The 14,645-nt window shown below is 40.0% G+C and carries 9 protein-coding genes; 3 read left to right on the top strand and 6 right to left on the bottom strand.

The features are described 5' to 3' along the window. The first annotated feature begins 18 nt into the window (after positions 1 to 18). Positions 19 to 882 carry a uroporphyrinogen-III C-methyltransferase gene (gene cobA / locus AAEU30_RS13135; protein ID WP_421960873.1) on the top strand — a complete coding sequence of 288 codons (864 nt, stop codon included), beginning with the start codon at positions 19 to 21 and terminating at the stop codon, positions 880 to 882. 116 nt (positions 883 to 998) lie between these two features. Here cobA and AAEU30_RS13130 read toward each other — a convergent pair whose 3' ends face one another. Continuing rightward, entirely contained in the window at positions 999 to 2,699 is a 1,701-nt protein-coding gene (locus tag AAEU30_RS13130) for a bifunctional protein-serine/threonine kinase/phosphatase (RefSeq protein WP_421960872.1), read from the bottom strand. Between the two features lie 6 nt (positions 2,700 to 2,705). Further along, positions 2,706 to 3,557 carry a formate/nitrite transporter family protein gene (locus AAEU30_RS13125; protein WP_421960871.1) on the bottom strand — a complete coding sequence of 284 codons (852 nt, stop codon included), beginning with the start codon at positions 3,555 to 3,557 and terminating at the stop codon, positions 2,706 to 2,708. Positions 3,558 to 4,041: 484 nt separating this feature from the next. On the opposite strand from AAEU30_RS13125, the gene AAEU30_RS13120 reads away from it, so the two are divergent. Together AAEU30_RS13120 and AAEU30_RS13115 are read left to right on the top strand one after the other, a co-directional pair. Continuing rightward, positions 4,042 to 5,313: a nitrate- and nitrite sensing domain-containing protein gene (locus tag AAEU30_RS13120; protein WP_421960870.1), complete on the top strand. Its 1,272-nt coding sequence runs from the start codon at positions 4,042 to 4,044 to the stop codon at positions 5,311 to 5,313. Between the two features lie 115 nt (positions 5,314 to 5,428). Then, positions 5,429 to 5,878 carry a hypothetical protein gene (locus AAEU30_RS13115; RefSeq protein WP_421960955.1) on the top strand — a complete coding sequence of 150 codons (450 nt, stop codon included), beginning with the start codon at positions 5,429 to 5,431 and terminating at the stop codon, positions 5,876 to 5,878. Between the two features lies 1 nt (position 5,879). Here the strand turns inward: AAEU30_RS13115 and icd are convergent, their stop codons facing one another. From icd to AAEU30_RS13095, 4 genes are all read right to left on the bottom strand, one after another. Beyond that, positions 5,880 to 7,139 carry an NADP-dependent isocitrate dehydrogenase gene (gene icd / locus AAEU30_RS13110; RefSeq protein ID WP_421960869.1) on the bottom strand — a complete coding sequence of 420 codons (1,260 nt, stop codon included), beginning with the start codon at positions 7,137 to 7,139 and terminating at the stop codon, positions 5,880 to 5,882. A 113-nt stretch (positions 7,140 to 7,252) separates the two neighbouring features. Continuing rightward, on the bottom strand, positions 7,253 to 9,943 hold the full coding sequence (locus AAEU30_RS13105; protein WP_421960868.1) for a 7TM diverse intracellular signaling domain-containing protein: 2,691 nt from the start codon (positions 9,941 to 9,943) through the stop codon (positions 7,253 to 7,255). Between the two features lie 33 nt (positions 9,944 to 9,976). Continuing rightward, a complete protein-coding gene (locus AAEU30_RS13100; RefSeq protein ID WP_421960867.1) occupies positions 9,977 to 12,244 on the bottom strand; it encodes a TonB-dependent receptor in 2,268 nt (755 codons plus the stop codon). 154 nt (positions 12,245 to 12,398) lie between these two features. Continuing rightward, a complete protein-coding gene (locus AAEU30_RS13095; protein ID WP_421960866.1) occupies positions 12,399 to 14,642 on the bottom strand; it encodes an NAD(P)-binding protein in 2,244 nt (747 codons plus the stop codon). Positions 14,643 to 14,645 lie beyond the last annotated feature (3 nt).

The raw sequence follows: 14,645 nt of genomic DNA, 5'->3' as shown, positions 1-14,645 counted from the left end.
ATTGTTTAGGGGAAACTTATGAGTGTACTTTCTTATTTTATGGGGTCAGAATCAAACTGGCTAGCTAATTTGATCAGCAAACCATTTAATCAATCTAAAACCGGTCAAAAGCGAGGTCGTGTCTATTTAATTGGAGCGGGACCTGGCGACCCAGAGCTGATCACAGTTAAAGCTCAGCGGTTAATAGAAAGTGCCGATGTTATTTTGTACGATTGGTTAGTCTCGGTTGAACTGTTACGTACCCTCCCAGAAAACGCACAACGCGTGTTTGTTGGCAAGCGTGCTAACAAACACTCAATGCAGCAAGCTGATATAAGTAAGTTATTAGTCAAGTATGCTCAACAAGGACACACAGTCATTCGGTTAAAAGGGGGCGATCCTAGTATTTTTGCCCGTGTAAACGAAGAAGCTGATGCCCTCGCAGAGCATAATATTCCCTTTGCCATAGTGCCGGGTGTAACTACCGCATGTGCAGCATCTGCTTACACAGGGATCCCTCTTACAGCACGTGGAGTTGCCCGTAGTGTTACCTTTATGACAGCACAATTTGCAGACCCAAAACAACAGCCCAAATGGGAAAATTATCGTCATCTGGCTAATCAAGATAACCCAACTTTAGTTGTTTACATGGGTTTAGGTCGCCTTAATCAGTTAGTAGATGGTTTGCGCTCTGTAGGCTGGCCTGTCAATACCCCTATTGCTTTACTAGAGCAAGTCACAACTGCAAGCCAACAAGTAATTAGTGCAACGTTTGAAGATATAGCCGATAAATCAGCAACAGCAAACCTTATGGGGCCCACGCTGATTATGATTGGAGAGGTTATAAATCATCAAATGGCTATTGAAAAACAGTTACTTGAGATAAGCACAGCGCAGGTTTAACACCTTTATTACTAGATTCCCTATTCCCTTCCTAACCACTTTATGATGGGCCTTCAGGCCCACTTTTTCACGACTGTTTTTTGCTAATAGCTATATTTCTGCGGAAACAAAATTACCTATGTGATTAATGACACAGCAAGTAATAAAGCTAATAGCACCGACAAGCCTTGATAAAACCGTAAAGGATTTTTCTCGACCCATGGTGGGTTCAAATTAGTTAGAAAAGCAGGGTTTGGGTTATGTAAATCAAACACAAACTCAGATAAAGCCTGATAGCGTTTAGCAGGGTTTGGTTGTAACGCTTTTTTAAGAGTCGCATCAAGCCACAGTGGAATATCACGTTCAGGCTCAACAACTGATTGATAATTTAATTTATATTGCGCTGCTAGAGTGCGTGCTTTAGCAACATTTACTCCATAAGGGTAGCGACCGCAGAGCATATAGTATGTGAGTACTGCCAATGAAAACAGATCTGAGCAAGCACTGCCACCACCGCCAACAAAATACTCAGGGGCTGTATACATCGCAGTGCCAAGTAACTGTGGGTCTTCAAGTTCAGCAATACCCGCTACACGTACTGAGCCTAAATCAATAATTTTTACTGTACCATTGCTATCTATCATAATGTTTTCTGGGCGTAGGTCTTGATGCAACATATCAGTTCGATGCAAAGCCATTAAGCCTTTAGCTACTTGGCTAATAATGGCACGTATATCTATAAGACTCGGCTGGGGGTGATCAACAAGCCACTGAGCTAAGGTCTCACCTTGTATGTATTCACTCATTGTGTACCAGTAATTACGCTCCCGGGATATACGAGGAATCGAAATGATATGTGGGCTATTAACTCTCTTAGCTGCCCATTCTTCAAGCATTAGACGCTCTAAATATTCATGATCATGGGATAAATCAATTGAAGGTGTTTTTATAATCAACTGCTGGTCGCTAATTAAATCAGCTGCTAGGTATACATGGCTGCGACTAGAGCGATGAATTGCACGTAGTATTTTATAGCCATCAAATTCATCGTTACTTGATAGCATTGGCGGCAGTGGTAAGGGGTTATCAAATAAACCATGCTGGTTGTTATCGTCGACATGATCAACCACGACAATTTGCACTGTGAGGTTATCATCGCTACCAGCTTTAATAGCTGTTTCAACAAATGCCTCAGCACAGGCATCTAAGTCATTCAAATAATCGGCGTATAATTGCTGCATTTTGCTAGGGGTTAAATAATCACTAACCCCATCAGTCATCAGAAAAAACACATCATTTTGAGCAAGTTCGACACTGTGATGATCCAGTTGTAGATGCCCTGCTGCACCAAGAGCACGACTTAAATAACTTGTATCACTCCCCTGATACAAGCGGTGATCGCGGGTCAACTGCGTTACATTACCCTCTGTAAAGTGATAAATTCGACTATCACCAAGATGTAAAATATGGGCATGTTGTTTTTTAAAAATGACCGCTGAAAAAGTGCAAACATAACCTTTTTCTACATCAAACCGATAAGGACCTTGTTGATTTTGCGCATAGAGCCACGCATTCGTGCTGGTTAAAACTTGTTGCGCCGCATGGCTAACCGACCACGCATCACTGGTACAATAATAATCAGATAGAAAACTTTTTATTGCTGTTTCACTTGCAACTTGACTGACTTGCGAGCTGCTCACTCCGTCGCTTAATGCAACAACAGCACCTTTAAGTTCAAGTTCAGGACTATTTGGCACAAAAGCGCCGTAGCAATCTTGATTAATATCTTTGCTACCGGCGCTTGAGTGTTGCCCTATCCGTAGGCTTAGCTGTGTCACTATGCGTTAACCCGTAACAGGTTTACTAATAGGCTCTTTTACTTGCGTATTTAAAGAGCGCTTTGGTGCAGTTCTATAATGCGTGGTATATAAAGTTAACCCAGTAAATGCCAACCCGCCCACTAAATTACCTAGTGCAGTTGGTATTTCATTCCATACTAAATAGTCCATTACTGAGAAATCGCCACCCATCATAAGTGCAAACGGAAATAAAAACATATTTACGACAGAGTGCTCAAAACCCATAAAAAAGAACAGCATCACAGGCATCCACATCGCAATCACTTTACCACTAACATGTGTTGAGATCATCGCACCCACAACACCCAGCGAGACCATCCAGTTACACAACATACCGCGAATAAAAATAGTTAACCAACCAGCAGTACCATATTCCGCATACCCTAACGTACGTGCCTCACCAATGTGACCAACCTTTGCTGCAATTGCTCCCCCATCAGTATTAAAGCCATAGGTAAATATAAACGCCATCATAAATGCTACAGTTAATGCGCCTAAAAAGTTCCCAACGAATACCTTGCCCCAGTGTGGCAAAATTTGCGACCAAGTTACTCCAGGACGTTTGGCAAGCCATGCTAATGGTGTTAATACAAACACCCCTGTAAGCAAATCAAAGCCCATCAAGTACAGCATGATAAATCCGACAGGAAATAACACTGAGCCTAACAAATGTGAGCCTGTCGCCACCGCAACACTTACCGCAAATACTGCGGCTAATGCTAAAATAGCGCCCGCCATAAATGCACGTATTAGCGTATCGCGAGTCGACATATAAATTTTTGACTCACCAGAGTCGACCATTTTTGTAACAAATTCTGTGGGTATTAAATAAGCCATAGTATTCACCTTCGTTGTTATTGATTAATTACCACTGTGCGTTGCTATATTTCAGGCAAAAAAAAACGCCTACTACTTGCTTATTGAGCAAGTAAGTAGACGTCTTCGTCTTAACTAAAACACACTGTAAGGGCACACAACCCGATTGACTTTATTACTAAAGCAACAACAGTGCCAATATAACCATCTGTTTAAAAGTCACTTTTAAACAGATGGTTATACACTTTTAATCAGAATAAACGGTGAATTCATTTGCGCCAACATAGTGCGAATTTCCATTTTACGCACCAAAAAGATCAAATAAAGTGAGTGTTTTATATTACTAAGTGCCAAAAGTTGCTTAGTTAAAATAGACTATATACTTTTTAATTCTCATTATTTCATAACCTTAAAAAGCGATGCTTTATTCTGACCTAATATTTTTGCTGACTGGAACAAGGGTTGCACTATTATTAACAATAATAATATAAACATATTAAATTTTATGCCCAGCGTCAGCCCTCTCACAGAACAATTTTTACTTGCAGCAAAACATGAAGAAATTAATGCGCTACAGCACTTAGCCATAAGTTGTAAAACATTAATAACTCTAGGCCACTTTATTCATCAACTTCAAAAAGAACGTGGTATCAGTAATATTTTTATTGCTTCAGGTTGTGAGCGTTTTGTACAGCAACGTCGTGAACAAATTGCGCAAAGTATTGAATCCGAGCAACAACTTTATACTGAGTTAAAGCAACATTACTTAAATTCAAAACACAGCACAGGTAATACACGTTTATTTAATCGAATAACTTTTAGCTTACAATGCCTTGCACGATTACCCATTTTACGAGAACAAATTCACAATCAAAAAGTAACGGCAGAGCATGCTAGCCAAGCTTTTTCACAACATATTAGTTCATTATTAAATATTCTATTAGAAGCCGCTGATGGCGCAAGTGATCCACTGATCACCCGACTTTTAATTGCACTATTTAATTTTGTGCAAGCAAAAGAACATGCTGGACAAGAGCGTGCTTGCGGTGCTATCGGTTTTGCATCAGGTGCATTTAGCACACAACGCAAAGACCAGCTAGCTCACTTACAAAATACACAGCAAGACAATTTTATTATATTTTTAAAATATGCCGGTAATGATTTAACTACAGCGTACGCACAACTAACTGAAGACGAAGCAAGCGTTCAACTACAAAGGCTGCGCAATTTAATACAAGAGTTACCGCAAGGTAGTTCACAGCTCAACGAATTAAGTGAAGTCTGGTACGACATCACAACCACACGTATTGATCATATGCATAGAATCGAGAAGTTAATCGCAGAGCAACTAACAACTAGTGCCGAGAAACAGATTCATATTGCTAAACGTCAATTACATGAACATAAAAATCATATAAAAGCACTGAGTGACATTCCTTTAGATGGGTCTGGTTCGAACGTTGATTACACCTCTAAAAATAGCAACTTAGCGCAGCATCGACTCACAAGTAACCGCACTTTTTACGATTTAATCATGGAACAAAGTGAACACCTAAAACAGATGAACGATGCCTTGCAAGATGCCAAACAAGTAATAAGTGAACAAAAAACATTAAACAGAGCAAAGTTAATCTTGATCCAACATCTAGATATCACTGAAGAACAAGCGCACAAACGTTTGCAGAAACAAGCAATGGACCAACAATGTTCTCTGTTTGAGGTCGCAAAACACGTGCTCAAAGCCATGAATAAAGACCAACACATTATAAGCTCTTAAATATTGATAAAATCAATATCAGTTATTGAAAACAATAATTTCATAAATAGTACTCTTAGCGCTAGAGTGAAGTCATACAAATGATTCACTCACACAACAAAGAGATATAGTTATGATGCAAACTACAGCAAGCTTTACTCAACAAGATGGTTTATTCATTGATGGTAATCTACATTCATTTATTGAACAGCAACTTTGCCAAAAAACAAGGTTAACGAGCGAAGAAGTTTACCAAGCATTAGCAACATTAGTAGATGAATTTGGCTGTCAGTGCCGTAAAAACAAACATGAAGATGATGCAGCTTTAGATGCACAAACTCTGCTTCACGCGTATCAAGTCGAGCATGAGCACCCGCATTGCCATGTAGATGCTCAAACCACAACGGCCGTTTTAGATGAGTTTTGTTGTCAAGTTCCTGCGATTATTGTTGTAGCTTTAATGGACACACTTAGTGCCACGCCAAGCAATGAGCATGATGCTAAAGTTATTTATCAACGTGCAGCTCAACTTACTAATCGCCCTTGCATGTACCGCGAAAGTTTTACAAATAGTAACGCAGCTTAAATTATGACTGCTTTACACGCTCGATGATCTTCATTGCAAATTCACTGCAGCTGAGGATCGTCGCGCTATGCGATTTTGTATCAAGATCAAATGTTATTTCATTCGCATCTAATGTAGCGGCAAGTGCATTTTCTATCGCTTGTGCAGCATCATGCCAATTCATAAACCGCAACATCATCACCGCACTTAAAATACTACTACTAGGGTTTGCAGTATCAGTGCCAGCAATTCGTTCAAATGGCCCATGTGTCGGTTCAAAAAACGCAACGTCATTATTTAAATTTGCCGCTGGCATAATACCAATGCCGCCCACTTGTGCAGTCAGCATATCCGCTAAGTAATCCCCATTTTGATTTGTCGTTACAACTACATCAAATTGCTCGGGGGTCATTAATGCTTGTTGTAACATATTATCTGCTATCACTTCTTTAATAATAAGTGGGGCTCGCTGAAGACGCTCTATAATAAGCCAACGACCATTTTCATGCTCCTTCGCACCGAATTCTCGTTTAGCTAAATCAAACCCCCAGCGTTTAAATGCACCTTCTGTAAACTTTAATACATTGCCTTTATGAACCACGGTAAGTGAATCGCTTTGCTGTTCAAGTGCATATTCAAGAGCATAACGCATTAATCGCTCAGCGCCTTCTTTAGAAATATTCTTTATCCCTATTGCACATTGCTGATCAAAACGTAATCGTGTCACGCCCATCTCTTGAGATAAAAAATCCAACATTTTTTCGGCTTCAACACTACCTGCTTGCCATTCAATACCAGAGTAAATATCCTCAGAGCTATCTCTAATAACAACAATCTTGGTTTTTTCAGGATATTTTAACGGTGAAGGCAGTGCACTATAGCCTTTGATTGGCCGCATATTAACAAATAAGTCCATCTCCTGGCGTAGCGCTACATTAAGTGAGCGGAAACCTCCGCCTAAGGGAGTAGTCAACGGGCCTTTAATCGCGATTTTAAATTGCCTTATCGCGTGAATTGTCTCTTGTGGGAACCAATCACCGTCGTATAACTTTGCAGCTTTTTCACCATTAAACACTTCAAGCCAGTAAATTTTTTTAGTACTGCCATAACAATGAGCTATTGCATTATCAACAATCTGGCGTACTAAGGGGGAGATATCTGCGCCAACACCATCACCATCAATAAAAGCAATGATGGGCTTATTCGGAATATGCCATTGCCCTTCGGCATTTATGCTAATCTGTTCGCCTTCGCTTGGCACTGAAATGTGTTGATAATCCATTAAGCCTCTTACATGATTCATACCAGAGAAGATAATATATTAAATCATCTACTTACTGACTTGTCTGCATTCAAAAAGTGATATCGACTATTCAACAGTTAAATAGTTAACCATTAAGATGGCTCAGCCAGAACATCATCAATGGCTGTAAACAAAGCATTCACTAACTGAAAATCAAGCGTGACTGAATCAGCTTTTATAACTTTATCTAATTCAACTGACTTTTTATAAAGGCTTAAGCAATCAAACATCCCTGCAGTCCCTTTTATCATGTGCACGCTTTGGGCAAAGCCCGTCATATCACCGGATTTAAACTGTTGCAATAACGTTTCTTTTTGCATGCGTAGCCCTTTAATATAATCATGTTTGAGTAATTCAAATTCATGATCAGGGAGCTTCACATCATCAGCTATTTCTATATCCAAGTAACTGGCAATCTTGTGACTAAACTGCGTTCTATCAATTGGTTTAGCGATATGATCAATAAACCCCTGCTTTAAATAGCGGTCGATTTCATGTTTCATGGTGTTTGCCGTTAAAGCGACAATGGGTGTGGAAAGTCCTGTTGCTTGCATAATATGAATCGCTTGCTCACCATCCATAATTGGCATTTGTATATCAAGTAAAATTAAGTCAAATTGCTCATCAAGGGTTGCTTGAACAGCATCTTGACCATTTTCGACGGCTGTTACTGTTAAGCCCATTCGTTCCAAAATTCGTTTTATAAGCTGGCGATTCTCAGGATGATCTTCTGCAATTAACACCTCACCCACTAAATTTCGTTGGTAAGTATTATCAAAAACGTCTTTTGATTCATGCTTACTCACCTCATCAAATGAATTAACCCACTTCGTTTTATCGGTAGTCTTCAATTTAAATGTTAAACAAAACTCACTACCACTACCTACTTCTGATCTAACCGCAATGTCACCGTCAAGCTTATGCGCTAAACTCTTAGAGATATTCAAACCAAGACCCGTCCCGCCATATTTACGCGATATTGATGAATCGGCTTGATAAAAAGGCGAAAACAATTCTTTTTGCTCGTTTTCTGTCATGCCGATGCCAGTGTCTTTCACTGTAACTTTGAGCAGGTCTGACGAGCAAGCAACAACTAACTGAATATGCCCTACCGTAGTAAATTTAAGCGCATTTGTTGCTAAGTTTAATAAAATCTGTCTGAAGCGGGTTGGATCAGAAACAATCCAATCGGGAAGTGGAAACACATAATCAACACCAAATTTAAGTCCTTTATCTCGAATTTGCTTCCCGAGTAGCGATTCAATTTCAGCGATAGTGGCAAATAAGTCAGTTTCAACTAAATCAATTTCTAAACGATTAGCCTCGATTTTCGACATATCTAATATGTCATTGATTAAGCCCAACACATGGCGGCTATTTTGCAAAATAACTCGAATTCCGTGATTACGTTCATGCGGCTTAATATCACCCAAAATTATACCATCTGCATAACCAATTATAGAGGTCATGGGGGTGCGAATTTCATGACTCATATTTGCTAAGAAGCGACTTTTCGCTTCGCTAGCATCACGCAGTTCTTCAGCTAATTGTTGCAACTCTCGCGTACGTAACTGTACTTTCTGCTCTAAGTTTTTCGTTAGCTCAATATTTTCGTCATGCAATATTCTCAACTTATTCGCAACGGCAAATGCAAGTAACATGGCATCGAGCGCTGTTCCTATTAAGCCAAGTAAGTATAAATCGAATGGCATTGAGGCAATTAAACCAAGGTTGGTTAAATTACCAATCATATTTGGTATCGCCATTGCTAAATAAGCAAGCACAAAGTATCGGGCAGGTTTAAAGCCACTCATCCAACTTCGGATACCCACCAGCATACCCAAACATAGAGTCGCTGCGGTCACAAGTGTTGCCCAAATAAAACCAAAGCCTGGCCAAATCATTGCTAAAGGAACCCCAGCTGTGGCGACATAGCCCAACGATAAAGATGCAAAAGACAATTTTGGTGAAGTGTCTTTTAATCTGAGAAAGCTGTTATAAAATAATATATTAGCTAAAGGAATAAGACTAAAAGCAAGCCAGTGAAAGTGAGCATTATAAAAACCAAAAATCTGGTCTGGGATATGAAAAAACTGGCTCCATGCAAGCACCCAACATGCAGTAAATAACGCATAATATAAGTGGGTTACATCACGTGCAGCAAAGTATATTAGTAAATTGTATAAGCCAAGAGCAATGCCCACTCCAAAGCACAGCAGCATGATCATATTTTGAATAGTCGCTTTAGCAAAAAACTCATCATAGGGTGTAAGCACTAGCTTAGGAGGAGTGTAAAAGTAGTCACTTTGGAATTTTGCGATTAGAAAGTAGGGTTTATTGGGCGTAAGCTGTATTTTATTACCATAATGAAAGGCGAATTCATTTTTGACTAACCCGCCTGTTTCATAACGTTCTACAGCACGACTAGAGTCTGACATGTCATAAATGCGCGTTTCAATTTTTGACAACAAGGTATTGTAAGGAAATAACACTAACTCCTGTAACTGGCTTTGATTTTCGAGCTGAATAACAAACCAAAAACTGCCGCCAAAAAAGGTGGTTCTGTTCTGAGGCTTTTTATTTTCAAGCCAAGCGGATATATTGGCACTACTACTAGGAAAAGCGCCATTTCGAACTTCAAGTACACGGCCTTGATTTAATAAGTTTGCACTTTGGTTGGGCGTATTATAAATATATACATCTGAATTATTTGCTACAGCCACATGCGAGCAACAAATCATTAAAATGTATAGCAATTGTCTTAGCATTGCCCGAGCTGGCATACAGCGCACCTTAAGTTAATAAACATGTCACGACTAAAATTGATAGCTAATGTCCAACCCATAGCGTCGCCCCTCTCCTTTAAAATCTTCGAGCATGCCTAAAAAGGAGCTTAAATCGAACTTTAAATTACTGTAATGAGTATCAAACAAATTTTTACCCCAAACAACAAATCCCCACTCATCTAATTGATAACGGATGTTACCATTAACAATACTATAACCATCTTGCATCGCATACGGGTTCTGGTTTTGATCAAAATAATAATCTGACTGGTAGTCTATAAGTAACTGCGCAGTTAAAGGGTTTTTCGCAAGATCAAGCGTGTATTCAAACCCTGCGCTTACATTCCATTTTGAGGTAAATGGGAGTCGCTTATTTGTTAATTCGTTGCCAAGTGGGTCTATATACTCTTTAAATTCAGCATGGGGTATATAACCTACGGCAAAGCGTAGATTAAGTTCATGCGAAATAGCGTAATCGAGCTCAGCCTCTAAGCCATAAATTATCGAGTCTCCTACATTTTCCAACAGTTGCACTGGCGGGCTCTGTGGAGATTCTGATGGTTGATTCATAAAGACTTGTTGATCGTTATAGTCATAATAAAATGCTGCCCAATTGAAACGCACTCCTTGTTCAGGCCACCACGACTTAGTACCCACTTCGTGCGCGTTTAAACGTTCACTTTGATAGTCAGCAAGCTGAGCTTGTTCTGGTGATGATAAAAATCCACCATTATAACCTCCGCTCTTTGCGCCATTAGCAAAGCGGTAATAGCCATGCGTGTAATTATCAAATTGGTAATTTAACCCCAGCTGCCCTGAAAAACCATTATCGGACTGTTCGCCTTGCACTTGATAAAAAGGCACCCGTACACCATTTAAATCACTTGGCGTGACAACAATATTAAGCTCTGCTAGTGAGTCGTAGTTCAATGACTCATAAGAATAACGCAAGCCTGCTGTGAGTAACCAGTTTGAGGAGAGTCGGTAATCAAATTGCGAAAAAGCAGCAATGCTTTGCGTGGTTATTTGATTATTGTAAAAGAAAGTCGCAGTGAGATCCGTAGGCAGAACGCCGCGAAGGTCACGTAAAATATCGTTCACGTTATCTTGCTTTATAGATTCATCAGCAAAATACAACCCTGCTGTTAAAAAGTGATCATTTAGTTGTGACTCCAAGCGAAGCTCTTGCGTAAATTGATGCGTATCTAAACCAAGATTCCCTTCACATAAGCGAGCAGGTGAGCCATCACAATTGAAAGCATGTTGACGCTCCAGCTCATTAAAGCTAGTTAAAGAGATCAACTCATTATTATCACTAAGTTGCCAATTTAAATGCGCACTTACGCCTTTCCCATTACTTTTATGAGGTGAATCATTATTAACACTCACAGTATAAAAGTCATCGCTTGCATCATTAAAGCCAAAGTTATCAAAACATTGTGTTGAACCTGCTTGAGCTGGACTACATCGCTCTCCCGTTAACGGGTTGGTAACCACCCCTATACTCCCAACAGGTTGAACTATTCCATCCCAATCTTGAATATGGCCCTTGAGCAACAGTTGCACTGAATCAAAATCGGCTAAAAAAGAAACGCGTGCATTTATTTGCTCCATCCCTGCTGTGGGAGCCGCAGGATAAGTATTTTTTGTTGAATAGTCATAGTCTTGGTAGTTAAATGCTACCCGCAAGGCCGTATTATCACTCAACGACCTGTTGAACATAGCATCAACACTATTGGCATTATTATTAGCAACTCCTGCTGTGAAATAGCCTTTTTGCTCGAACTCTGGGCGTTTTGAACGAATTAAGATCGCCCCACCCGTTGAGTTACGGCCAAATAATGTGCCTTGGGGGCCGCGTAATATATCAATCTGCTCTATATCAAATAGGTTAACTATTTGATTACTGGCGGAGCCAACAGCAATATCATCAACATAAATAGCAACCGGCGACGTATTTGCCGTGTTGTAGTCAACTAAACCAACGCCTCGAATATTCACCGCAGGTGGAGTGCCTTCGGCAGCATTTTGGCTAATTTTTAAATTAGGTGAGAATACCGATAACTCTGTTGAATCCTTGTAATGCTGCGCTTTAAGTACATCACCTTTTACTTGGCTGATAGCAATACCGACTTCTTCTATTTTTTGCGCTCTTTTTTGTGCATAAACTTCAATGACTTCCATGTTACTGTCATGTAAAACCTGCACGCCAGTCGCTTGCAAGTGTAGAGGAAACAATAAGCCAAATGAGCTCATAAACCCTATGTTTTTTGACATAAAGCTATTGTGGGTTTTCATTATGCAACCAACCTTATTACGAGTGTATGTAAATATGCTGTTATGTCATTGATTATAGACTAACTCATTGAGTACATCCAAACCAGCTCCCTATGCAGAACTCAGTGTTTCATAGAGCCTTAGGTATAAAACTGCACCTAAGCAAAAAGTTAATTTAATACTTAGGGGGTTCAAAGGCATTTTCTCCACTTATATATTCTGGATAGCCACATATCGCCCTTGCAGTTTGCATTCCTGCCATCACCGCGGCCTCTACACACCCTGCATTCACACCCGTTTTGATCCAATCTCCTGTAATAAATAAGTTGTTAAAAATCGTTTCATCCGTTGCAATGCGATACTGGCTAGAGCCTGTAACCGATAACACATACCGCTCGCTAGGATCGACATTAACCCGCCAATATTGTTCATCAACTCTTTGCTCTGCCATGTTTTTTCCGTACAAAACAGACCAATCAAATTCATTGTCATGGTAACTAAGTGGCCACAATGGCTGCATTTTCTCTTTTAGCATACTTATGAGGTTCGCTTTAACCTGCGCCTGTGCTTTTTTTACAAAGTTATGATCTGTTTTTGGCGGGGTGTCATCACACGCAAATGCACTACAAAAGTATGCAATATTGCTTGGCTGATTTGCATTAGGCCAGCACTCTTTATCTAATAAATTCCCCATTGAGGCCCAAGTATCAAATGGTTCACTAAAGCCGCTCAGTATCGGCCCTTCTTTACTCGCAGGTGAAAACTGCCAACCAAGTTGCTCATCTGTTTTATTCAACCATAATTGGCTCGCTTGCGTCGCCACGGTTTTAACGTAGTTTGCCTGATCTGATAACTTAGCGTCCACTGAGAGTAACTCAGGACAAACATGCTTTAATGATGCAACAGAAACCCCCAATACAACACAATCAAAATCAACTTTATGTTGTAATTTAACGCACGGTAAATCTTCGCTAAAGTGTAACCTATAAATAGATGGCCAATCACTCCAAAAAGACTCCAAATTAACGCTCTTTTGTTGCAGTAACGTCGCTTGTTCAGGGGATATTTGTTCGTACAAAGGTTCACTTGGCCAGCAAGGTAGGTTCTTAACCTCGATTAATGGGTCATAATGTGAATGCTTTAGTAATACCTGCTGTTGTATTTCAAGAGACTTAATATAGTTATCACCCTGACTATTAATACCTGGGCTGATATTTTGCAATTGATGAAAGTAGTGAAATGTAACTCCCCGCTTTTTTAACAGCTCATAAATGGGTGCAAAAATAACATCTCCCATGCCTGCTTGCATCTTCCACATTACGCCACCACGATAACACAGCGCTATACGCAGCATTGCCAACGCGGCGACCCCCGCCTCTACATTAGGTTTACTAAAATCGCCTTTAGGGTATGCAAAAACTAAATCGTAAAATCCGCGCACAGGGGCAGAATCAGCACTGTATTTTTCGTTTGCTCCATTTCTGATCAACCACTGACGGAAGTCGTATTTATTAATAACGCCAAAGCCGTCACGATACACTTTATCCTTAACGAGCCCTACTAACATCGCAATAGCTAAATCGGCGCAAATATATAAACGTCTAAATTCAGCATTTTCATCCATTAATTCGATAAGCTCTTCATTAATCCAGCGCTTAAGCTTTCTCACTATATACCAAATAACTAAACCGTCTTTTTTTTCATGAAGCTGTGGGAGTAAGGTTTTATCAGCATGCACAAAACTATTTAACTTAGCGATTAATAAACTCGGAGTCGAGCTAATCGTTTTTGCTCGCTGATGTATGTCATCACTGAATCGTTGCCAAAGTTCTTGGCTATCTTCAACCACGTCTTCCACCTGTTGATATAGATGCCTTAGCAAAGATTGGTCTCGATTTTTGGTTGTACTTAATTGTGTTTTTCTATTAGCGTGAGCAGCGACTGTTTGTAATTCAAAAATCCATTTTTTAAGCCACGCTAAGGTCATTTTCACAAAATCCCACGGGGTGATATCTAGGCTTCCTTGTGCTGGATTACCAGGTAGAAAAGGAAAGTCAATTGGCCATGTTTGCCATTGGTTATCTATAAACTCCTCAAGAGCAATAAAACTGTGCGACTTTAACGCATGCTGCCACGTGGCAAGTGGGCTGGTTGCAGGCCGATTTAACTTATCATAAACCGTCTCAATGGTTTTAAAGCTGTTCACATAAGCACCAAACCAAACGTGTAATCCATGCTCTTCTATACGCTCTCCTTTGGCACTGTTACGCCCACTTGCTCCCTTTCCACCAAGTCGCCACCCTTGTTGGTACACTGTGATTTGACGTTTTTTTTGCCAATCATCCTGCTCTGTAAGGTACACAGCCGCTGTCATAGCGGCAACTCCGCCACCTATGATAACTATCTTTTCTTGACTCATGTT

The organism is Pseudoalteromonas mucoides (assembly GCF_049257175.1).
GTDB lineage: Bacteria > Pseudomonadota > Gammaproteobacteria > Enterobacterales > Alteromonadaceae > Pseudoalteromonas.
Note: the sequence above shows the minus strand (reverse complement) of the source record. Positions and strands in the feature narration are given on the sequence as shown.

Excerpts from the sequence above, each read along its gene's own strand:
- cobA (WP_421960873.1), top strand. The coding sequence starts at position 19 with ATGAGTGTACTTTCTTATTTTATGGGGTCAGAATCAAACTGGCTAGCT.
- AAEU30_RS13125 (WP_421960871.1), bottom strand. The coding sequence starts at position 3,557 with ATGGCTTATTTAATACCCACAGAATTTGTTACAAAAATGGTCGACTCT.
- AAEU30_RS13120 (WP_421960870.1), top strand. The coding sequence starts at position 4,042 with ATGCCCAGCGTCAGCCCTCTCACAGAACAATTTTTACTTGCAGCAAAA.
- AAEU30_RS13115 (WP_421960955.1), top strand. The coding sequence starts at position 5,429 with ATGCAAACTACAGCAAGCTTTACTCAACAAGATGGTTTATTCATTGAT.
- icd (WP_421960869.1), bottom strand. The coding sequence starts at position 7,139 with ATGGATTATCAACACATTTCAGTGCCAAGCGAAGGCGAACAGATTAGC.
- AAEU30_RS13105 (WP_421960868.1), bottom strand. The coding sequence starts at position 9,943 with ATGCCAGCTCGGGCAATGCTAAGACAATTGCTATACATTTTAATGATT.
- AAEU30_RS13100 (WP_421960867.1), bottom strand. The coding sequence starts at position 12,244 with ATGAAAACCCACAATAGCTTTATGTCAAAAAACATAGGGTTTATGAGC.
- AAEU30_RS13095 (WP_421960866.1), bottom strand. The coding sequence starts at position 14,642 with ATGAGTCAAGAAAAGATAGTTATCATAGGTGGCGGAGTTGCCGCTATG.